Here is a 20633-nt window from a genome sequence, read left to right as displayed (position 1 = left end):
AAGGAGGATTTTGTCAATGCCTAGACTTACGGTTCCACCTAATTTCATCGGTACTTCCGGTATCGATACTTTAGCCGCAGAAGAGTCAAATGCATCTGTGGCAATTGGTATTGATATTTTAAATGGAGGTGTGATTAATACGTTTTCAGGAAATGACAGTATTTCTGGTACTGGTAAGCCTAGCACAGGTAGTACTAAGCCTAAGAAACCTGTTATTGGCATCGGCATTAATAACAGTGGCACTCTCTATGCAGGGGATGGAAGTGACATGATTGCCGGCATCGGTACTGGCTTGAAATTTATAGGCACTGGCATCAACAACAGTAGTAGTCTCAATGCAGGGAATGGAATTGGCATCAGCAACAGTGGCAGTTTAAAAGCTGGAAACGGAAATGACACTATCACTGGCACTAGTACTGGCGTTACTCCAATCGGCATCAGCAACAGTGGTAGTTTTGATGCTGGAAACGGAAATGACACTATCACTGGCACTGGTACTGGTGGCACTGGCTTCCGTGTCTTTGGTACACCCAATGCTCTTAAAGACCGTAAAGGCGATACTGGAATCGGCATCAGCAACAGTGGCAGTTTTGATGCATGGTATGGAAATGACACTATCACAGGCGTTGGTACTGGCAGTATTGGCATTCAGGGCGGCTTTCAGGGAGGCGATAATTCTAAAGGTGGCGACGGCGGTACTGGAATCGGCATCAGCAACAGTGGCAATTTTGATGCAGGGAATGGAAATGACACTATCACAGGCATTGGTACTGGTGGTAATGGTCGCGAAGGTACCGCCTATGCCTTTACTGCTTCCATCCCCCCCAGTATATTCAGAGGCGAAAGCGGCGATGGCGGTAATGGAATCGGGATCAGCAACAGTGGCAGTTTTGATGTAGGGGACGGAAATGACACTATCACTGGCACTGGTACTGGTGGTACTGGTGGTACTGGTAGCGAAGGTTTCGCCCAGGACACTACTAGTAATTACACGAGCGTAGACGAAAGCGGCGACGGCGGTGCTAAAATCGGCACTACTAGCATCGGCATACAGAACATTAAAAAAGCTATTATCACTACTGGTGAAAACAAGGACACGATTAAGGGTTCTGCAACCAGCTTGGAAGCAAACATCCTAGCCTATGGCATCTTCAATGATTCCATCATTGATACAGGTAATGATCGTGACATCCTTACTGGACAAGCAACAACCACAATTGGTGGTATTGCCTATGGAATTTATGGGCAAGGAATTATCAGGACTGGCGATGGAAATGACAAAATTACTGCTACCAATAATATCGATAAAGTTCAACAGAAAGTCACTATCGGTGGCGGTATCCGCTTTGAACTAGGGACTGGAAATGACTACTTCAAAGGCTTCGGGTCTGCAATTGTTGATGGCGGGAGTGGTTTTGATACCCTTGATGTGAGCGCTTTCAAGCGTTCTGAAGTTAGTGTATCTGGTGTTATTTCTAGCAATAGTCTAAACCCTGCCAATATTACCTTCAACAACAATGACAATCTCATTACCCTTTCAACAATTGGCTTTGAGAATTTTATCTTTGCAGATAGCTCTTTCTCCTACAGCAGTTTGGCCTAAAACGAGAATTACCACAATTAAATTGTACACATACTGTATACAATTTAATTGTGAGTAAAGTAATGTAGTTTCGGCTTTTGATGCCTTGCTTAATAATTAGTAAAAATTAGTTTTTGAACGAATTGCGTCAGAGAAAGTAGCTGACTACAGAGTAGGATGCTCCCCAATACGTAAAAGCATGTCTATATTTCTCTTAAAATATGAGCGAGTTAGTTACTGCAATGACTACAGGGGCAATTGCGTTCATTGCCACTAATATTGATGATATTGTCATTTTATTGTTGTTTTTTTCTCAAATAAATGCTAATTTTCGCCCCCAGCATATAGTTGCTGGTCAGTTTCTAGGTTTTACGGTTCTGTTAATTCTTAGTCTTCCTGGTTTGTTTGGTGGGTTAGTTTTATCAAAAAGCTGGATTGGATTACTTGGTTTACTACCAATGTCCATAGGTATCAGTAGTTTAGTGAATCGGGAAGAAGATTCATCAAAAGAAGTTATAGCTGGAACAGAAGAAGCGGAAGCATCAACAATTACTAGTTTTTTTTCTCCCCAAGCTTATAGTGTGGCAGCCGTTACAATTGCCAATGGTAGCGATAATATTAGTGTCTACGTGCCTTTATTTGCTAGTAGTAACTTAGAGACTTTTTTAGTGATTATCGGATTATTTTTTCTATTGTTAGGAGTTTGGTGCTACGCTGCATCCAAATTAACTAATAACAGAGTCATCGCTAATGTATTGACTCGCTACATAAATAATCTTGTACCTTTTGTTCTTATCGGATTAGGCGCTTTTATTGTATTAAAAAGTGAAGCTTTGAGTCCAATCAAGTTAGCTGCTAGTTGTTGCTGTTTAACAGTTTTGGTAAAAAGTGATATTGCTAACCATTAACAAAAAATAATTTAGAAGCAGAATTGAAGATGCTCTGTTTCCAGTTAGTAGTTAGAGGATGTCTGAGAAGTATCAAATATTGGTTGATCCCCCCTTACCCTGTTAAAAAAGGGTAAAGAATAACCTTGAAGTCCCTCTTTTTAAGGGGAGCTTTGAGCGTTCGGTGTATACAAAAAACCTTTTAGACGTTCTCTTAGAATTCAGCTTTTGACAGGATTCAAAACAATACCTATAAAAAAGCCATCACTTTCATTCGCATTTTTTAGGGGAGCGATTTATAACATTAAGAGGCAATGTCTTTTGAAATTCCTTAATTGCTTCAATATGAGTTTGAGTTATATTTATATGTTCCTCTACTGCCTCTGTAAACACTTCTGTTGAGCCATCTTCTGCTAATTTTTTCGTCAAATCTTTGACTTTCTGCGCTTGCTTCTGGATACTTTCTCCGCTATCTTCAATGCGTTTGCCTTGTTGGTGACTAGTATGGTCATCTGTTTGTAAACTCTCACCCAACTCTTTTACTGCTTTGCCTTGCTCAAGTAATTCCTGAGCATGTTTCTGTGCGGTTTGTATAGTCTGCTGGGAAATTTTATGCATAATATGAATCCTTGTATTGCAATTTGATTGCAATAATTTCAGTACAAAGTGATTTTGTTTACTAATCTTTATTAAGGAGCGATCGCTACAAGAAAGAATTTACCCACTAAAAAATTATATGACTTGTTAAAAACTCACCAACCTATCATTCGACAGATTAGAGTCATATATCAAAAGGTCAAGATTAATAACTGTTGGAAAATTTTCAAAATCAAAGCGATCGCTTATCACCATTGCGTATGCTTAACTTTTATCAAACGATGATTTGCACTGTATATAGCGGTTCTCGTTTACGTGAGGTATAGCTGTAAGGGCACGGCACTGCCATGCCCCTACACCTCGCAATATAATGTTGTACCGCATCTGAATGGGAACCGCTATATATTGTGACTAATCAACTATCCAAATAGGTATAACACACGCTACAAAATCAAATATTAAACTTTACTCAACCACTCATTCTCTTCTGGATCTTTGAACAGTGAGGTGCTGAGGTAGCGTTCGCCGAAGCTAGGCTGGATCGTGACGATGAGGCGACCCGCATTTTCTGGCCGTTGTGCCACTTGAATAGCCGCGTATAAAGCAGCGCCAGTCGAAATCCCTGATAGCAATCCTTCTTCTTTTGCGAGACGACGGCTGTAAGCGATCGCTTGCTCATCGGCTACCTGAATCACTTCATCTACCAGTTCTGAACGGTAAATTGCTGGGACAAATCCCGCGCCGATACCTTGAATTTTGTGAGGGCCTGATTTACCGCCTGCTAATACCGGACTGTTGCTTGGTTCAACTGCGATCGCTTGAAAACTCGGCTTCCGTTTTTTAATAACTTCTGCAACTCCCGTAATCGTCCCACCAGTACCTACTCCCGCCACGAGAATATCTACCTCTCCATCGGTATCATTCCAAATTTCTTCGGCTGTGGTTTCGGCGTGAACTTTCGGGTTAGCAGGGTTGCGGAACTGCTGCAACATATAAGCATTGGGCGTTTTAGCTACAATCTGCTCTGCATGAGCGATCGCTCCTCGCATCCCTTCTACCCCTGGCGTTAACTCTAGTTGAGCGCCATAAGCTTTGAGCATGGATCGTCTTTCGTGGCTCATTGTGTCAGGCATCGTTAGAATGAGATGGTAGCCCTTGGCAGCTGCTACCATCGCTAGCGCAATTCCTGTATTTCCAGAAGTCGGCTCTACTAAAATAGTTTTTCCAGGGTGAATCAAGCCTGCTTCTTCTGCCGTTTCCACCATACTCCCGCCAATCCGGTCTTTCACAGAAGATGCTGGATTCATGCTTTCTAGCTTCACCACAATCCGAGCAACCGCTCCTGACGCTTGGGGAATCTTGTTTAATTGAACTAAAGGAGTTCGGCCGATTAACTCTGTGATATCTTTCGCTATCCGCATGTGGGTACTCCGTCGTGTCTAAATATAATACATTGGACTCTGCTGGGCGCGAGTTTCTCTTTCCTCGCACAAGTCTTGGAGTGTATAACGACCCAAAACTTCTATTGAGGCAGCGTTAGCTTGCTCCCAAACTTCATAAACCAGAGTCTTTTCCAGAGTCGGAGAGTTAGAGGTATCTTTCTCTTTCCGCTCGCCTTCAACCAAAGTGACAATTTCAAGTATTGTAATCTGCCAAGGTTCCCGAACTAAAACGAAACCTCCTTTAGAGCCGCGTTGACTCTGCACCACACCAGCACGCCGGAGGTTGGTCAAAATTTGTTCCAGATAGCGCTCAGGTATGGGTTGTTTGGCAGTAATCTCGCTCATGGTTAAAGGAAGTTTTTTTCCGTGGTGGCTTGCCAGTTCTAATAGTGCCAGCAGCGCGTATTCCACTTTGGAAGACAGATCCAAGAGAGCGTAGTTTTGGCTATTCAACACTGTACTCAATATACTACGGTGAATTGGGGGACTTATCGCAGTTTATGCGAAATTAATTTTTTTCAACTGTGGAATGTGATAACATCCCACTTATTACCCACAAAAACACTATACTCTATCGACTTACCGTAGATTTAGATATTACACAATTCCCAATATAAGGACTCGATCTTTTTTTTGGGAATCATCCTGAGTTTCTGTTTTCAGAGCCTCACCTACCAACAAAAATCTCAACAGAGTATGCTAATAACTGATTTGCGAACCATTTTTGAGCGCGATCCAGCAGCCCGTAACTGGCTAGAAGTATTGTTTTGTTACCCTGGACTGCAAGCTCTAGTGTTTCATCGATTGGCGCACTGGTTGTATAAAATTCGAATTCCCTTTATACCAAGGTTCATCTCTCATATTAGTAGGTTTTTAACCGGAATTGAAATCCATCCTGGGGCATTAATTGGTCAGGGAGTGTTTATTGACCACGGTATGGGAGTTGTGATTGGCGAGACTGCGATCGTAGGTGACTATGCTCTGATTTATCAAGGTGTCACCCTTGGCGGGACTGGGAAAGAAAGCGGCAAACGCCATCCAACTTTAGGTTCTCATGTGGTTGTGGGAGCAGGTGCAAAAGTATTGGGAAATATTCAAATTGGCGATCGCGTCCGTATCGGAGCCGGTTCTGTGGTACTACGAGATGTTCCCAGTAACACTACAGTAGTTGGGATTCCAGGGCGCGTAACTCGTCAGAACAACTTAAATAGCAACGTTCTGGATCATGATAAAGTACGCGACGTAGAAGCTGAAGTCATTCGTGCTTTATTTGAACGCGTCAAGTCTCTAGAGAAACAGTTTGAGCAGTTGGAACAATCAAGTTTGTCCCCAACTGAGCTTGGCGACGAATTAACTGACAACTCTAAGAGCAAAAACTCTGATGGGATGATTGAAGATTTTCTTGATGGTGCGGGAATTTAATTTTGGGAATGGGGCATTGGGCATTGGGCATGGGGCATTGGGCATGAGTTATTCTTCCCCTGCTCCCCTGCCTCCCCTGCTCTCTTCTCCCCTCTCCCCTCTTTAAAATATCCATAGGTTCTTATAACCTGATATAAATATAATACTACGGTTAATTTATCGGAGAATAGTTTTATATATATGGTGTCTTTGTACACAAGCTTATCTAGTTCAAGCAGTAACAATACTAAGCAACTTTTTGCCCGTAGGTCATTTCTGCCAGAGCATCATAACGACCTTTGGAAGATTGAAACGGGTTTTGTGAGAACTTTTAGCTATCTGGAAGATGGTACAACTGTTGCTCTGGGATTGTGGGGCCCTGGGGATGTCGTTGGTAAAAGGTTGTCAAAATTAGAACCTTATCAGATGGAATGCCTAACTAAAGTGGAGGCAACAGTTTTACCTCTAGAAGAGTGGACTGAATTAACAGAAACTCTACTTGCCCATATCCAACAGGCTCAAGAATTGATGATCATTCGTAGCCATAAAAAAGTGGATACTATGCTTATCAAGCTATTGGCATGGTTATCCAAAAAGTTTGGTTCGGAAGTTGAGAAGGGACGTTTAATAGATATGCGTCTGACTCATGAAGACCTGGCGGAAATGCTCGGTTCAACTCGTGTTACGATCACTCGTGTTCTTGGGCAGTTTGAGCAAGAGGGCTTGATCGATCGCCTCTCCCTACATCGAATTGTGTTGCGAGAAGAAGAAATTTGGTACTATGAAATTTAAATTATTTCAGTAAGACCAGCTATCGCCGTCAGCATTCGGCTTGCCCACAATTCTAAGATTCAAGGATTCTAGGTAAGCTAAACCGCTAGAAATTTGTGGCACTGTTCCCCGCAGTTCAATGTCAAAGCATCCTTCTGTATTTTGTTGTAGCACAGCTTTGGTAATATTAACTACCAAGCCGTAGGTAGAAATTAACTGCGAAATCACGGGCGCTTGCAGATAGCATTTGGGAATATGTATCCGCAAACGAATCTGAGTGACTTGGCTTTTTTCAGAAACTGAAGAAAGCAGTGATAATCTATTTTGGGAATTGGTTTTTTGGTTATTTAGTGCTGACATTGAATAGTGATGATTTTATTAATTAGCGTAGGCGTAGCCCGTCGTAGACATCGCTATAAACGCTAGACAAATCTAGCCAAATCGGTAGTCCCAGTTTTTCTAAATAACTCAAGCTAGAGTAGAGTTGCTTTGTTCTTCCCCACAAATCCAAGTCAAACCAGCCGTCATCTTGCGTATCGGGTTGAAGTAACGCGCTGGTGATATTGACTGTTAGTCCATAACCAGAAACTAACTCGGAAATCACTGGTTCTTGGTAATAAGATTTTAAGATACACAGTTGCAAGCGTAATCGATTGGTTTGACCCTGAGAAATCCATTGCTGGAATTGTTCTTGCCATTTATTTGTCAGCCATGCAGAGTCTTTGGGACTCAATTTGCTACCTGGATTTGGGAAAGGTAGAGTGTGCTGGTTGGGTTGAATTTGGTTAGCGATCGCTAGTTGCAGCAAATTCACTCCTAATCCTTGCAAGTAAGATAAGCTATTTGTCAGTTTTTGAGGATTTCCTGAAAGTTCCAAATCAAACCAGCCATCGCTGTCACTGTCGGATGTCAGGGATGCAGCTTTAATATTGACGGTTAAATCATAACGAGACACCAGTCGAGAAATTACGGGTTGCCTGTTATACCGTTGAGGCACGAGAATTCGACTATGGACTGAAGCGGGTTCTACAGATTTACTCTGAGACATCAGATTAATTTCCCATCGCCATGCCTACGGTGGTAACACGGCTGGTGAGCGGCTCCTGAGCGCAGTCGTTCGCGTAGTGTTCCGCAGGGAAGGGAGTCGAACCATGCCGAAGTGCTACGCAATTTTTGGGTTCGGCAGAGAATCTTGTTAATGCCGTGCCCCTACAATTCAACTGTGTGTGGTTGAATATCAGCCTGATAGAAATTTTCATATTTCTGGCTTTTTATTAAACTACGGTAAATCTACAGGTTTAATGTATTTGGTTGTTATCTACAGGAAGGTATCACAAAAACCGTAAAAAAGCAATCAGCAAATTAACGTAAGTTAGGAGCAATGTATGTAGAGTACTTGACAATAAACGAATTGGGAATTTATTTCATCTGTCTCTTCACTGATATCGTCATTATCTTGGAATCAAAACTGAACGCTCACCAAATCTCTGAGTACTTAGTTAAATTAAAGCCATCGATAAGGACGAAAGCAAACCTCTTGAACGACATGAGCGAGCCACACGCAACTATGTAGGACTTAGTTTGTACTTGAGTTAATTATTAATAAACTGACTGGTCAGTGCTGACGCGATCGCGAAAACTTTAAACTTTAAATTCATATCCTAAAATTACCTTGTTCTTTACCCTGTTAGGATATTAATCAGCATAAGATAGTCGGTTAACTTTTGATTATAAAGTTTGATGATTAATATTACTAAATTAAATAAAATTGACTTTCTCGTTTTGATTGGGATTGTGATTATTGGTCTTATACATTTACCTTTTCCATTTGACGGAGATCAAGCATTTTTTCGGCTTGGTGCTTTGGAGATGCAACAAGGAAAATTACTCTATCGTGATTTTTGGGATGTGAAGCAACCAGGAATTTTTTGCTTTTACTTTTTAGCAGGAACTTTATTTGGTTTTAATGAGATTGGTATCCATCTCTTTGAACTTATTTATATGGTGTTTCTGTCTATAGTATTGTTGCTAAGTCTCAAAAGCTATTTTCAGCATCCGATAATCGCAAGTCTAGTACCTTTGTTAACGGTTGGCGTTTACTATACTGTTTCACAGCCTTGGCATCTGACTCAAGTGGAAGCATTGGTTAGTTTGCCTTTATTTACTTGTGTTTGGTTAACTTCTCAATCTTTTAAATATGAAGGTAGAAAAGCATTTTTTATACTTTTACTATCAGGCTTTATTGGTGGAATCGTTATCACATTTAAATTAATACTTTTACTAATATTACTTTCCTTTTGGCTAACTATTTTGATATATTCTTTACTGATCAAACGGCAGCCAATTCCAAAAGTATTTGTAGAAATCTTTATTCCCATTTTTATGGGGATTATATTTCCTATTTTATGTATTGTTAGCTATTTTGCCTGGTTTAATAGTTTACCAATTTTGTATCAGACATTTTTTTTATATCCACCTCGGATTGTTGCTAATTCCCAATTTAACCCAAGTGGGCTTTTTGCAGGAATCAAATGGTTCTTAAATAATTTTTACCCTCTAATTTTAGCTGCTACTGTTGCAGTAGATGTATCATTGCGTAAGTCTAAGAATATATTGACTTTGCTACTTGTGATTTGGTGTATATTTGCTTGGGGTGTGATTGTTCTACAACGTGGGGCATTTTGGGAATACCATTATTTACTATTGTTTGTACCTTTAGGTGTTTTAGCAACTAAAGGATTAGATGTTTTATGGGAGTCTTTAAGAAAATTGAGTTCCCCATTTACGGCAATCCTGCTGATATTTTTGTTTTTCTTCCCTTTATCGCACACTCTGATAAAAAAGAGCATTGTTCTGGCTAATAATAACTTTGCTTTAACTGAAGATACACGATTAAAATATCAGACTGTTTTTAGAGAAAAATATCCATCTCTTCGTTCAGAGGCTAAATTTATCTCCCAACCACGAAGTCTTCCTGGTAAGATTTATGTAGCTGGCGATCCATCTATTTACTACTTCTCCAATCGGACTCAGGCAACATCGCTACGTGGTTGGGCACTTGAATATTTCCTGCCTGAGCAATGGACAAAACTTCTAGAAGAGTTAGATTCATCTAAGCCTCCTTATATCTTTATTGATTATATTCAGCAGCCTACTATCGACAAAAATTTTCCCAGAATGCTAGAATTTCTTCAGGGAAAATACCGTATTTTACGTCAGAATGATAACGGTATTTGGTATACCCTTTTGTAGACAAACCACTACACCAATTCTGAATCATTCATCATAAACAAGATCCCCGACAACTTTTACGAAGTCGGGGATCTGCGGGTTGCAATTCTCTTAAAATCAGATAAATAAACTGTTTGTGTTGCTATAATCCTTACCAATCGCTTGCTTTAGTATCATCCCAGACTTCCAATTCCAAATCGCGGAGATAAGTTAACCCACTTTGAATTTGTGCATCTGTTCCTTGTAGTTCAAGGTCAAACCAACCATCTCCGACAGCATTTGCTCCCAAAATCGCTGCTGTGATATTCACAATCAGTCCGTAGTCAGACACCAGGCGAGAAATAACAGGTTCCTGGTGATAATCTTTAGGAATTCTAAGTCGAATCCGCTTATTGGTAAGTGTATTGTCAGTAGCCATATCTGAGTTATTTCAATCCCTAATCGGGATTGGTACAGAACTACTCTTAACCCTAACGGTAATTACCTGATAGGTACTAGGTAGCTCGTACCATGTCCCATGATTTGCTTGTATCCTATTCAAAAGATAACTATAATTGCTTGATTTTTCTATTCAACGTCTTTAATGCGGGTTTTTCGTTCTAGAATCTCCTTCAGCACCAAGGTTACTACTGCTAACAACGCTAACAGTACAGCCGCAGAGAAAGCCGCTTCAGTTTCGTATTGTTTATAAGCGTCTTCTACAAACAGTGGTAGGCTCTGGGTTTGGTCAGCAATGTTGCCAGATACTACTGAAACCGCTCCGAATTCACCCATTGCTCTGGCATTGGTCAAAATTAAACCATAGAGTAAGCCCCAACGGATACTAGGTAGAGTGACGCGCAAAAATATTTGCCAATCTTTCGCACCTAGAGTTCTAGCAGCTTCTTCTTGATCCTTACCAAACTCTTCTAAAACCGGAATCACTTCCCGCGCCACAAAGGGCATACTCACAAAGGCTGTAGCCAGTACCATACCTGGAAAGGCAAAGATAATCTTGATATCATGAGCCTGGAGCCAAGGGCCAAACCACCCATTCCGGCCGTAAAGTAGCACAATCATTAACCCTGCAACTACGGGCGAAATCGAAAAGGGCAGGTCAATTATGCTCAAAACTACGGCGCGTCCAGGAAATTTATGACGAGCGATCGCCCAAGCTGCACATAAACCAAATACCGTATTTAAAGGTAGAGAAATCACAGCTAATAACAGTGTCAGCCAAGCTGCATGGATAAAAGCTGGTCGCGTCAGGTTGGATAGAAACGGCCCAACACCCTTACTAAAGGCTTGGACAAAAACGTTAATTGCCGGGATATATTGAACTAGGGCTAAATAAGCGATCGCTATCCCAATTAAAACTATTGGCACCCAACTCTTCTGCTCTTTTGGCTTGGCCGTATGTGTCTCAGATGCAGATGAGTGAAAACTTGGCTTATCTACTGTCATATCGCCTTGCCCATGCTTGTAAGAAATTAATTGCCAATAACAGTACCAACGAAATTGATAGTAAAACTATGCCAATTACTGTTGCACCAGAATAGTCATACTGCTCTAGCCGTTGGAAAATCAGTACAGGTGCGATCAAATCTTGATAGGGCGTATTGGAAGAGATAATCACAGTTGACCCATATTCCCCAACTGCACGGGAGAAACCCAAGGCAACACCAGTCAAAATCGTGGGAAATAAAGGTGGCAAAATCACTTTCCAGAAGGTCTGCCATTGAGAAGCACCCAGACACCAAGCGGCTTCTTCAATTTCATGTTCCATTTCCTGAAGCACGGGTTGCACAGTTCTCACGATAAAAGGTAGTGAGATAAATATCATTGCTACCGCTACTCCTGTGCGGGTAAAAGATACCTTTATTCCCAGTGGTGCTAGTAGCGAACCTAGCCAGCCGTTATCACTGTAAACTGTTGCCAAGGTTAGCCCTGCTACGGCAGTTGGTAGTGCAAAGGGTAAATCCACTGTGGCATCAATCAAGCGCTTGAAGGGAAAGTCGTAGCGAACCAGAACCCAAGCAATCAGAGTTCCAAATACGCCATTGAGTAAGGCAGCAAATATTGCCGTCACAAAAGTTACGTTGTATGTTGCTAGTGCGATATCACTGGTTGCGATCGCCCAAAACCTAGATGGAGGTTCTGTAGCTGCTTTCAGAAACATGGCAGCTATGGGGACAAACAACATCACCGTCAGGTATGCAATGGTGATTCGCCAAGTCCAAGGAACTCGTCCCAATCCCTTCCAGAATGGCGTTTTGCGTTCAACTTCCACAGAAGGAGATACAGATGTCATAGTGAAAAATTCAAAATTTAAAATTCACAAGGAGCTTTTTGCCAGTGTTCGTAATTGCTAATGACGCTCTCTACGAGACGCTAAAAGCGTAGCTTGCAACTCTTACAGAGTACGCGGACTCGCTACCGCTACGCTAACGTAATTCAACCACAGACCAACTATTTTTAATTTTGGAGAAAAGAAAGTTGTGGAGTCAGAATTACGAATTACGTAGCTTGTTTCTCGCAGCGAGTATTACGAATTACGAATTATTTTTTGCCTTGAATCTTGTCAAACACGCCCCCATCTGCGAAGAACTTCTGATCGATTGCTTCCCAACCGCCCAAGTCTGCAACTGTACCCAGAGTTTTCAGCTTGGGAAATTTGTCAGTAACTTCCTTGGTTTGAGCTAAAGTCTCATCCACAGGACGGAATCCTAATTTGACAAACTCTTGCTGTGCTTCTGGGCTATAGAGGTATTTCACAAAACCTTCAGCAACTTCGCGGGTTCCGTGCTTATCGACGTTTTTATCTACCACAGCGATCGGATTGTCGATGGATATATTCACATCGGGAACAACATAATCAACCTTTTCGCCCTTTTGTTGTGCCAAAAGAACTTCGTTTTCGTAGTTGATTAAGACATCACCCTGCCCTTGCTTGGCGAATGTATCAGTAGCTTCCCGCGCATCTTTAGGCAAGATTGGCACATTTTTGTAAACTTTAGTCACAAATTCAGTAGCTTTCGCCTCATCGCCACCTGTTTTAATTACAGAATCCCATAGTGCTAAGAAATTCCACTTAGCACCACCGGAAGTTTTGGGGTTAGCAGTAATCAATTTCACACCGTCTTTGGCTAAATCTTGCCAGTTTTTGATGCCTTTAGGATTGCCGGAACGAGTGACTATTGCTGCAACAGATTTGGAGACAATACCATTGTTGGGAACTTCTTTCTCCCATCCCGGCTGAATCAATCCAGCCTTCTCAATCTTTGTGGTGTCTCCAGCTAATGCTAAGTGAACAACATCTGCTTCCAAACCATCAATAACAGCGCGAGTTTGGGAACCAGAACCACCATAGCTTTGCTTGAAGACGACAGTTTGATTACGATCTTTTTTCCACTGTTCTACAAACTTAGGAATAATTGCTTCGTGAGCGGCTTTGGTGACAGCAAAGGAAACTAAAGTTAGTTCAACATTATCTTTGCTTGCAGCCACAGGAGTAGCATTAGCAGCAGGGGTTTCAGAGGAAGAAGTACTCCCAGTTTCTCCACCAGAGCAGGCAGCAAGGGCTACACTCAATACAGTACCTACTAAAAAGAGTGATACAAAGCTTTTGAGCGAATTTAGTCTGAACCGATACGTTCTATTGAACGCGTAGGCGTAGCCCGCCTTCGGCATCGCTTGTAACCTTTTCAGTAGGCGTTGCCACAAACTCATTCTATTTCCTCCACTAAATAATCTACAAATAACTGATGGGAATACAGTTATATAGTGTTTATCATACTGGATGATTCCATGTATCTAGTTGCAAACACCAAAAAACCTCATATTCTTTATCAAGAACATGGTGATTTTACCAGTTCTGTAAAAAATTAAAAATGCTTTTACTTTCAACTATCAAATTGCATAGGCGCGGCCCGTTGTAGGCATCGCAATCAACTATCTGGTGCATCAAGCAACTTGCTAGAGAATAGCTAATCTAGCGTAGGCGTAGTCCGCACTTCGACAAGCTCAGTGACCATCGTAGATATCGACTTCGCTCAACGCAGTGCAACAAAATCAAATAACGTCTTGAGTGCAAGAGAAATTACTGTAGTGAGAAATATACGGCGCAACCAGAGGTTACTAAGTCTGAGAGCAACCCGCGATCCAACAACTCCACCAATGAACATAGTAATACTCAGAATAATACCTAGTTGGTAATCAACTATTCCCTGTGTAAAGAAAATAATAGTGGCAATCAGTGAAGAAAAAATGTTGATAAATTTTGTGTTTGCGATCGCCTGCACAAATGTCATCCGAAATAGACTGACATAAGCTGCTGTGAGCATAGTGACATAGCCACCACTAAAAAAACCACCATAAACACCAAGCACAAAAGTTGCCACATATCCAACAATTTCTGCTATTGGTGATGGTTTCCCTATTTTTGAAACGATTCCAGCATTCCGATTGGTGATTGAAAAGACGGTAACTACAATCATCAAAATCGAGATAATCAGAGGCATCGATTTTGAAGGTACAACTAAAACAAGTAATGCACCAATAATTGAGCCTAAAAGTGTTAATAAAATCATTATTGGCAAGCGACTGCGGTCAATTACTTTTTTACCAATAAAAGGCAATGTACCACCAACACTCATAAAAGTTAATGCCAGCATATTAGTGGCAAGAGCAATACGCGGTTCAATGCTCAATTGAAACATTACAGGGACGGTAATTAAAGAAGTGCTTCCTGTAATGACACTTATAACACTTGTGAGAAAGAAAACTGCGATGAGTAAAAGTAATTGGGTAGCATTCATTAGAGATTCGATCTTTATGTTGTTATCAATACATTTTTTTACAGAATGCTTGCAGTAGATAAAAGATATCTAAAGCCTTTAGTATGAAAGGAATACAGCTTTTTGAAATTATATTAATATAAATATAATTCCGTGTAAACTTATAATTCTATACCAATATAAATGGTAGATTTTATATATTGGTAACAACTAAGTTGGGGGACTTTATATAAATTGATAAATTCCAACAGTGAGCTACATCCAATACTGTGCGCTCGAGGGTTATTGGTATAGATGATTGGTCTTTCAATGCGCGATAAATCGCGTCTCTACATTAGGATTTGATTGCTTGATGAACTGGATGTATTGCAATATAAATAGCATCAAAAACAAAACCCATTTAGAAATTATCTAAATGGGAAAAATTGAACAAATATTTATGATTAACTGAATCCATATTTCAGGGGTAGCCCGTCCTGAAAAACTAGTAATTCCCCTGGTTGAATTTGTGTCCAAACTTCATTGTCAGTCAGGGGTGTGGTAGCAATGACAGCGACGCGATCGCGTTCAGTAGTCACTTCCCGAAAATCTACGGTCATGTCTTGGTCAATTAAATGAGCAGCAGCAAAGGGCGCTTGGCGAATAATGTAGCTGAGATTAGTTGAGCAATAAGCAAAAAAGTGTTCTCCATCTGATAATAAGTAATTAAATATACCTACTTTCGCAATTACAGCAGTAATTTCTTGCAGCACAAAGTACAGTTCCTTGATATCGGGCTTACCTTTAGGAAAGCGCGATCGCAATGTTTCTAGGATCGTACAGAATGCTTTTTCACTATCGGTATCACCTACGGCTTGATAAAAGCCCAAATTTTCTGGATCGAAATCTGGCAAATTACCGTTGTGGGCAAACACCCAATACTGACCCCACAATTCTCTGCGGAAAGGATGGCAATTGTGCAGGGCAATTTCACCCTGAGTAGCTTTGCGGATATGGGCTATGACATGGGTTGAGTGGATGGGATAACTCCGCACAAACTCCGCTACCGGAGAAGCAACAGAAGGTTGAGCGTCTAAAAACATTCGACATCCCTTTCCTTCAAAGAAAGCAATGCCCCAACCATCGCGATGGTCATCCGTTTTTCCTCCCCGTGCAGAAAACCCTTCAAAAGAAAAGCAAATATCCGTTGGAACATTGCAATTCATTCCGAGCAATTGGCACATTAGCTCTCAATTTTTGACTAAGGTCTCAGGATCAAGATACTTCAGAATGCTGCATTGATTCTGGAGCGATCGCTTCAATCTTAGAATTTAAGGCTGAGATGTTCCAAACGATCTCCAAAAATAAAGAGTCTGCTTCTAGTTAGGATGATGACACTATGCCAAAAGATTGTAGCGGCGGATATCTGGTGCAGCAGTCACTAAACCTTCGAGTTTAGCTGCTGCCGCTTGGAAATGGGGTGAATCTAGATGAGTATTCAAGGCTTCATGAGAAGCCCACTCTTCTACAAAAGTAAAGTCTGTTGGATCGTATTGGTTTTGCAAAAGTTCATACTTAATCGCACCTGCCTCCTGACGGGTTGGCTCAATAAGTTCCAACAGTACAGCTTTTAGTTCTTCTACTTTGTTAGGCAAAGCAATAATACGGGCAACAATCTGAATAGTTTGGTTTGTCATTTGTCATTTGTTATTTGTCATTTGTCATTGGGCATTGGGCATTGAGAAGAGACAAGGTAGACAAGGAAGAGGGGGAAGACAAGGGAGAGATTTGTTCAATAATTCCCTCTTGTCCTCTTGTCCCCCTTGTCTCCCTCATTTTCCCTGCTGCTCTGGTATTAATATTTATTAAAACATCTGCTGTAAATATTGCTCATAGCCTAATTGTTCTAATTTTGCTTGCTTTGCAATTACTGAGTCACATAAGGTTTGGCGATATTGTTGCAGTTTTTCTAACAATTCTGGTTGATGAGTTGCGAGGATTTGTATTGCTAAAAGACCAGCATTTTTGGCATTACCAATCGCTACTGTTGCCACAGGAATACCACCAGGCATCTGTAAAATAGAATACAAAGAATCTACACCTTGTAAGTTCCGAGTGGGTACAGGAACACCGATCACAGGAAGGGGAGTTAAAGACGCTACCATTCCAGGTAGATGGGCAGCACCACCGGCGCCAGCAATAATTACCTTAATACCGCGTTGGTGTGCAAGTTGAGCATATTGCACCATACGTTCTGGGGTGCGGTGAGCCGAAACGATCGCAACTTCGCTCTCAACGCCAAATTCTTCACAAACTGCGATCGCATCTTTCATAGTGGGCAAATCGGAATCGCTGCCCATGATAATACCAACTAGGGGAGCCATAGAATTTTGGATTTTGGATTTTGGATTTTGGATTAATCGTCGGTTGTTTCATCTAAAATCGGAGAGATTTAGCTATCTTCTCCTCAGTGTGATGACCCAAGCAACACAAAATCCTGTAGATATTATCAATGCTAGAGTGACTGGTTACAAAGATTTGCAGATGCTCTTGGTCGATCAAGAGGGCATAATTGAGCAAATCTTGCCAATGGATACAGTCGGGAAAGACATCTGTGCATCTGCGATCGATGTTGCAGGTGACTGGATTTCATTGGGTGGCGTTGATTTACAAATTAACGGTGCGTTGGGTTTGGCATTTCCTGATTTAACGGCTGAAAATGCTCATGTACTCCAGAAAATAACGCAATTTTTGTGGGATGTCGGGGTAGATGGATTTTTACCGACACTTGTGACAACTTCAGTAGAAAAGATTCAGCGATCGCTTGCTGTGATTGCTGATATTATCCCCTGTCAACAAGCTGGTGCCAAGATTCTCGGAGTCCATTTAGAAGGCCCATGTTTGAATTACCATAAGTGCGGCGCACACCCAGCAGAGTACTTATTACCCTTAACAATTGACGAGGTAAAGCGGGTTTTGGGAGATTATGCCCACGTCGTAAAAGTCATAACTTTAGCGCCGGAATTAGATCCCACTGGTGAAGTAATTCCATATTTGCGTTCTTTGGGAATTACCGTTAGTTTAGGACATTCTCAGGCGACATCAGCCCAAGCGCAACTTGCTTTTGAACTCGGTGCAACGATGGTAACTCATGCTTTCAATGCCATGCCGCCATTGCATCATCGCGAACCAGGATTATTAGGGGCAGCAATTACCCATTCTGATGTGATGTGTGGTTTTATTGCTGATGGCGAACACGTTTCGCCCACGATGCTGCAAATATTACTTCGCGCTAGCTATGAAGAAAAAGGGCTGTTCCTCGTCAGTGATGCCCTTTCACCTCTGGGGCTACCCGATGGCGTGTATCCTTGGGACAGTCGGGAAATTGAAGTTAAAAACGGCACGGCACGACTAGCCGATGGCACTTTATCGGGGACGACTTTACCCTTATTAGTGGGAGTGCAGAATTTGGTGAAGTGGGGAATTTGTGATGTGGAGACTGCGATTTTACTAGCTACAGATGCACCTAGACAAGCGATTGGTTTATCTGGAATTGCTAAGAGTCAACCCGCTAATTTATTACGTTGGCATTGGGATGAAGCGAGAAAAGAATTAACTTGGCAGCGATTATTGAGCTAAATTTCGCTTCCAGGTGACAGGGAAAGAAGCGTTAATATACTTAGTAAAAATGTACATTTCTGAGATAGACATCATAAACCAATGGATATAGCTCTACTCGTTAAATTTCTCGCTCCCTGTCTGCCATTTTTGTTAAATGTGGGTAACAAAGCCGTAGAAGGGGCATCTCAGAAAGTAGGTGAGGATGTTTGGAATAAAGCCAAAGCTATTTGGGCTAAGTTACATCCCAAAGTAGAGGCGAAAGAAGCAGCGAACGAAGCAGCAACGGATGTGGCACAAAAGCCAGAGGATGAAGATTTACAAGCAAGTTTGCGAGTGCAACTCAAGAAGATTTTAGAAGCGGATACAGCACTTGCAGAGGAAATAGCTAAAATTTTACAAGCATCGACTAACCAACCCGGAGACAATATTCAGGTCAGTGCTAATGCTTACGACCAAAGTACGGTGAAGCAAGTTGGGAACATTGACGCAAACCAAGTAAGTTTTTAATTGAATAGGGTGGATAGAGTACTGCCCACCCTAAAAATTTTGATGTTTCGAGTTCTAAGCAGGAACGACCGGGTTCCGAACAGGAACGGCCGGGTTCTGAGCAGGAACAGCCGAGTTCCGAACAGGAGTGGCCAGGTTTTAAGCAGGAACGGCCGAGTTCCGAACAGGAGTGGCCGGGTTTTAAGCAGGAACGGCCGAGTTCCGAACAGGAATGGCCGGGTTCTGAACAGGAACGGCCGGGTTCTGAACACGAACTTCCGAGTTCACAGCCACAATATCAAGCAAAATTTTTACCTACTGTAAGCAATGGCAGAGGAACCCAGCCCCAATAACTCGAACAACATTGAAATGAATCTCACTGCCTACGGTGACAGTAAGGTAACTCAAGTAGGACAGATAAATGCAGTAGAAGTCAAGATTATTGTTGACCGAATAGAACCAGTACTAGAGCGATTGCAACAAATCTCTCAACCAGAATCGCCAGGAGTTCTCAAAGCAGGCAACCCTAACAAAAGTTTGGCTTACTGGCAGGGACGAAAAACAGAAATCGCCCAAATACAGCAACGGTTAACTGATAAGAATACCTTTTTAATTGGTATAGAAGGCATCGGTGGCACAGGTAAATCGATGCTGGCTACGAAAATTTATGATGAAATTGTCGGTTTCCCCAAGCGATTTTGGGCTGATGTTAGTTATGGCGCAGGTTTTAGCGATTTAGCCCGCCAAGTCCTCGGTGAATTTGGCTTTCCGGTTCCAGAACAAGAAGCGCAGTTAGTAGAAGCGCTAGTTGGGTGTTTACGTTCTGGACAATTTTTACTGATCATTGACAACCTGGAGAGTTTATTACAACCTGATAGACAGTGGGGAAGTCTATTTTACGGCGACTTTTTCCAAGCATGGGTGGAACATGGCGGTAATAGTAAGGTAATAGTCACCACTAGGGAAAGACCAGAATTAAAAGGTTTTGAGTGGCTACCCCTGAAAGGTTTGCAAGTAGATGAAGGGGTAGCACTGTTAACTGTATTAGGCATTCGGGGAGATTTAACGCAGTTTGTGGAATTAGTAGATGGGCATCCTCTACTGTTGAGATTGGTAGCAGACTTATTAAAGGCAGAATATTCACAAGACCCAGATTTAAGTAGGTTAGCAGATTTAGGCTTAGGGAATTTGCGGCAGTTGTTGACAAATTCCCAAGTGGTAGGTATCCATCGCCGGGAAAATGTGGGGATGGTGTTGGTGTTGGATGCCAGTTTTAATCGGTTGAATGAGTTACAAAAGGCGTTATTGCTGAATATTAGTGTTTATCGTGGTGCGGTTGAGAGTGCCGCAGCCGTGGCCATGTTGCCGGGAAGTTCAGCACCAGAGATTGAGGAAGAATTGAGGAATCTGGTTAAGCGTTCTTTGTTGGTAGAAAAACTCAATGGTAAGCGGCGATTTGAATTTCAGCCTGTGGTTTTGGAATATGTGCGGTATCAGGCTGGCGATCGCAGTGAGGCGCATCAAAAAGCCATTGATTATTATCGCTCAATTGCTAAACAACCACCTTGGACAACAAAAGATGATGTTAAAGAATACTTGGAAATTTTTGATCACTTTTATCAGTTGCAAGATTATGACTCTGCCTTTGATAGTATTTGGATTTGCAATGATTTTTTAACCTTGCGGGGTTATTATGCAGACAAAGTAGAATTATATGGGCAATTGGTAAGTAAATGGGGAGAAATTGGCGCTAGAGAAAACTGGAATTATCAGGCTTCTCTCACTTCATTGGGCAATGTTTACAAGTCCCTGGGACAGTACCAACAAGCGATTGAGTTCCACCAGCAGTCTTTGGAAATCA

The 20633-nt window shown here is 41.7% G+C and carries 21 protein-coding genes; 8 read left to right on the top strand and 13 right to left on the bottom strand.

Features of this window, described 5'->3' with window-relative positions; all coding sequences use genetic code 11:
- Positions 1-16 precede the first annotated feature (16 nt).
- A complete protein-coding gene (locus RMZ42_RS07720; RefSeq protein WP_322670860.1) occupies positions 17-1603 on the top strand; it encodes a hypothetical protein in 1587 nt (528 codons plus the stop codon).
- 200 nt (positions 1604-1803) lie between these two features.
- Positions 1804-2490, top strand: a complete 687-nt coding sequence (locus tag RMZ42_RS07715) for a cadmium resistance transporter (RefSeq protein ID WP_322670859.1) — start codon at positions 1804-1806, stop codon at positions 2488-2490.
- 249 nt (positions 2491-2739) lie between these two features.
- Here the strand turns inward: RMZ42_RS07715 and RMZ42_RS07710 are convergent, their stop codons facing one another.
- The 3 genes from RMZ42_RS07710 to RMZ42_RS07700 form a co-directional block, all read right to left on the bottom strand.
- Positions 2740-3087, bottom strand: a complete 348-nt coding sequence (locus tag RMZ42_RS07710) for a hypothetical protein (protein ID WP_322670858.1) — start codon at positions 3085-3087, stop codon at positions 2740-2742.
- A gap of 437 nt (positions 3088-3524) precedes the next feature.
- Entirely contained in the window at positions 3525-4487 is a 963-nt protein-coding gene (gene cysK, locus RMZ42_RS07705; protein WP_322670857.1) for a cysteine synthase A, read from the bottom strand.
- Positions 4488-4505: 18 nt separating this feature from the next.
- A complete protein-coding gene (locus tag RMZ42_RS07700) occupies positions 4506-4988 on the bottom strand; it encodes an Rrf2 family transcriptional regulator (protein ID WP_322685903.1) in 483 nt (160 codons plus the stop codon).
- Between the two features lie 216 nt (positions 4989-5204).
- On the opposite strand from RMZ42_RS07700, the gene cysE reads away from it, so the two are divergent.
- Both cysE and RMZ42_RS07690 read left to right on the top strand, forming a co-directional pair.
- The gene (cysE, locus tag RMZ42_RS07695) at positions 5205-5930 is read left to right on the top strand and encodes a serine O-acetyltransferase (RefSeq protein ID WP_416211802.1); all 726 of its coding nucleotides are present in this window, start codon (positions 5205-5207) and stop codon (positions 5928-5930) included.
- 180 nt (positions 5931-6110) lie between these two features.
- Positions 6111-6701, top strand: a complete 591-nt coding sequence (locus RMZ42_RS07690; RefSeq protein ID WP_322670855.1) for a Crp/Fnr family transcriptional regulator — start codon at positions 6111-6113, stop codon at positions 6699-6701.
- Positions 6702-6707: 6 nt separating this feature from the next.
- On the opposite strand, the gene RMZ42_RS07685 is transcribed toward RMZ42_RS07690, so the two are convergent.
- Positions 6708-7040, bottom strand: a complete 333-nt coding sequence (locus RMZ42_RS07685) for an NIL domain-containing protein (protein ID WP_322670854.1) — start codon at positions 7038-7040, stop codon at positions 6708-6710.
- A gap of 22 nt (positions 7041-7062) precedes the next feature.
- Positions 7063-7728, bottom strand: a complete 666-nt coding sequence (locus tag RMZ42_RS07680) for an NIL domain-containing protein (RefSeq protein WP_322670853.1) — start codon at positions 7726-7728, stop codon at positions 7063-7065.
- 692 nt (positions 7729-8420) lie between these two features.
- Between RMZ42_RS07680 and RMZ42_RS07675 the strand changes: the two genes are divergently transcribed.
- Complete coding sequence (locus tag RMZ42_RS07675; RefSeq protein WP_322670852.1) at positions 8421-9932, top strand: hypothetical protein; 1512 nt, start codon at positions 8421-8423, stop codon at positions 9930-9932.
- A gap of 130 nt (positions 9933-10062) precedes the next feature.
- Here the strand turns inward: RMZ42_RS07675 and RMZ42_RS07670 are convergent, their stop codons facing one another.
- The 8 genes from RMZ42_RS07670 to purE form a co-directional block, all read right to left on the bottom strand.
- A complete protein-coding gene (locus RMZ42_RS07670) occupies positions 10063-10329 on the bottom strand; it encodes an NIL domain-containing protein (protein ID WP_289797696.1) in 267 nt (88 codons plus the stop codon).
- 149 nt (positions 10330-10478) lie between these two features.
- Entirely contained in the window at positions 10479-11354 is an 876-nt protein-coding gene (cysW, locus tag RMZ42_RS07665; protein WP_322670851.1) for a sulfate ABC transporter permease subunit CysW, read from the bottom strand.
- Positions 11341-12201 carry a sulfate ABC transporter permease subunit CysT gene (gene cysT, locus RMZ42_RS07660; RefSeq protein WP_322670850.1) on the bottom strand — a complete coding sequence of 287 codons (861 nt, stop codon included), beginning with the start codon at positions 12199-12201 and terminating at the stop codon, positions 11341-11343. The genes cysW and cysT overlap by 14 nt, the downstream gene beginning before the upstream one ends.
- A gap of 248 nt (positions 12202-12449) precedes the next feature.
- Complete coding sequence (locus tag RMZ42_RS07655; protein WP_322670849.1) at positions 12450-13619, bottom strand: sulfate ABC transporter substrate-binding protein; 1170 nt, start codon at positions 13617-13619, stop codon at positions 12450-12452.
- Between the two features lie 323 nt (positions 13620-13942).
- Entirely contained in the window at positions 13943-14707 is a 765-nt protein-coding gene (locus RMZ42_RS07650; RefSeq protein ID WP_322670848.1) for a sulfite exporter TauE/SafE family protein, read from the bottom strand.
- Positions 14708-15129: 422 nt separating this feature from the next.
- Positions 15130-15909: a class II glutamine amidotransferase gene (locus RMZ42_RS07645; protein WP_322670847.1), complete on the bottom strand. Its 780-nt coding sequence runs from the start codon at positions 15907-15909 to the stop codon at positions 15130-15132.
- Positions 15910-16062: 153 nt separating this feature from the next.
- The gene (locus RMZ42_RS07640; protein ID WP_322670846.1) at positions 16063-16362 is read right to left on the bottom strand and encodes a putative quinol monooxygenase; all 300 of its coding nucleotides are present in this window, start codon (positions 16360-16362) and stop codon (positions 16063-16065) included.
- A gap of 168 nt (positions 16363-16530) precedes the next feature.
- On the bottom strand, positions 16531-17049 hold the full coding sequence (gene purE, locus RMZ42_RS07635) for a 5-(carboxyamino)imidazole ribonucleotide mutase (RefSeq protein WP_322670845.1): 519 nt from the start codon (positions 17047-17049) through the stop codon (positions 16531-16533).
- 91 nt (positions 17050-17140) lie between these two features.
- Between purE and nagA the strand changes: the two genes are divergently transcribed.
- The 3 genes from nagA to RMZ42_RS07620 form a co-directional block, all read left to right on the top strand.
- Positions 17141-18304, top strand: a complete 1164-nt coding sequence (gene nagA / locus RMZ42_RS07630) for an N-acetylglucosamine-6-phosphate deacetylase (RefSeq protein WP_322670992.1) — start codon at positions 17141-17143, stop codon at positions 18302-18304.
- An 81-nt stretch (positions 18305-18385) separates the two neighbouring features.
- Entirely contained in the window at positions 18386-18793 is a 408-nt protein-coding gene (locus tag RMZ42_RS07625) for a hypothetical protein (protein WP_322670844.1), read from the top strand.
- 306 nt (positions 18794-19099) lie between these two features.
- Positions 19100-20633 (top strand): NB-ARC domain-containing protein (locus RMZ42_RS07620; protein ID WP_322670843.1); only part of this gene is annotated, 1534 nt, incomplete at its 3' end.

It is taken from the genome of Nostoc sp. DedQUE05 (assembly GCF_034530955.1).
Classification (GTDB): Bacteria; Cyanobacteriota; Cyanobacteriia; order Cyanobacteriales; family Nostocaceae; genus Nostoc.
The sequence above is the reverse complement of the archived record's forward strand: the minus strand, read 5'-3'. Positions and strand labels throughout refer to the sequence as shown.

Excerpts from the sequence above, each read along its gene's own strand:
- RMZ42_RS07710 (WP_322670858.1), bottom strand. The coding sequence starts at position 3,087 with ATGCATAAAATTTCCCAGCAGACTATACAAACCGCACAGAAACATGCT.
- purE (WP_322670845.1), bottom strand. The coding sequence starts at position 17,049 with ATGGCTCCCCTAGTTGGTATTATCATGGGCAGCGATTCCGATTTGCCC.
- cysW (WP_322670851.1), bottom strand. The coding sequence starts at position 11,354 with ATGACAGTAGATAAGCCAAGTTTTCACTCATCTGCATCTGAGACACAT.
- cysK (WP_322670857.1), bottom strand. The coding sequence starts at position 4,487 with ATGCGGATAGCGAAAGATATCACAGAGTTAATCGGCCGAACTCCTTTA.
- RMZ42_RS07650 (WP_322670848.1), bottom strand. The coding sequence starts at position 14,707 with ATGAATGCTACCCAATTACTTTTACTCATCGCAGTTTTCTTTCTCACA.
- RMZ42_RS07675 (WP_322670852.1), top strand. The coding sequence starts at position 8,421 with ATGATTAATATTACTAAATTAAATAAAATTGACTTTCTCGTTTTGATT.
- RMZ42_RS07685 (WP_322670854.1), bottom strand. The coding sequence starts at position 7,040 with ATGTCAGCACTAAATAACCAAAAAACCAATTCCCAAAATAGATTATCA.
- RMZ42_RS07680 (WP_322670853.1), bottom strand. The coding sequence starts at position 7,728 with ATGTCTCAGAGTAAATCTGTAGAACCCGCTTCAGTCCATAGTCGAATT.
- RMZ42_RS07670 (WP_289797696.1), bottom strand. The coding sequence starts at position 10,329 with ATGGCTACTGACAATACACTTACCAATAAGCGGATTCGACTTAGAATT.
- RMZ42_RS07655 (WP_322670849.1), bottom strand. The coding sequence starts at position 13,619 with ATGAGTTTGTGGCAACGCCTACTGAAAAGGTTACAAGCGATGCCGAAG.
- RMZ42_RS07625 (WP_322670844.1), top strand. The coding sequence starts at position 18,386 with ATGGATATAGCTCTACTCGTTAAATTTCTCGCTCCCTGTCTGCCATTT.
- cysT (WP_322670850.1), bottom strand. The coding sequence starts at position 12,201 with ATGACATCTGTATCTCCTTCTGTGGAAGTTGAACGCAAAACGCCATTC.
- RMZ42_RS07720 (WP_322670860.1), top strand. The coding sequence starts at position 17 with ATGCCTAGACTTACGGTTCCACCTAATTTCATCGGTACTTCCGGTATC.
- cysE (WP_416211802.1), top strand. The coding sequence starts at position 5,205 with ATGCTAATAACTGATTTGCGAACCATTTTTGAGCGCGATCCAGCAGCC.
- nagA (WP_322670992.1), top strand. The coding sequence starts at position 17,141 with ATGACCCAAGCAACACAAAATCCTGTAGATATTATCAATGCTAGAGTG.
- RMZ42_RS07690 (WP_322670855.1), top strand. The coding sequence starts at position 6,111 with ATGGTGTCTTTGTACACAAGCTTATCTAGTTCAAGCAGTAACAATACT.
- RMZ42_RS07715 (WP_322670859.1), top strand. The coding sequence starts at position 1,804 with ATGAGCGAGTTAGTTACTGCAATGACTACAGGGGCAATTGCGTTCATT.
- RMZ42_RS07645 (WP_322670847.1), bottom strand. The coding sequence starts at position 15,909 with ATGTGCCAATTGCTCGGAATGAATTGCAATGTTCCAACGGATATTTGC.
- RMZ42_RS07640 (WP_322670846.1), bottom strand. The coding sequence starts at position 16,362 with ATGACAAACCAAACTATTCAGATTGTTGCCCGTATTATTGCTTTGCCT.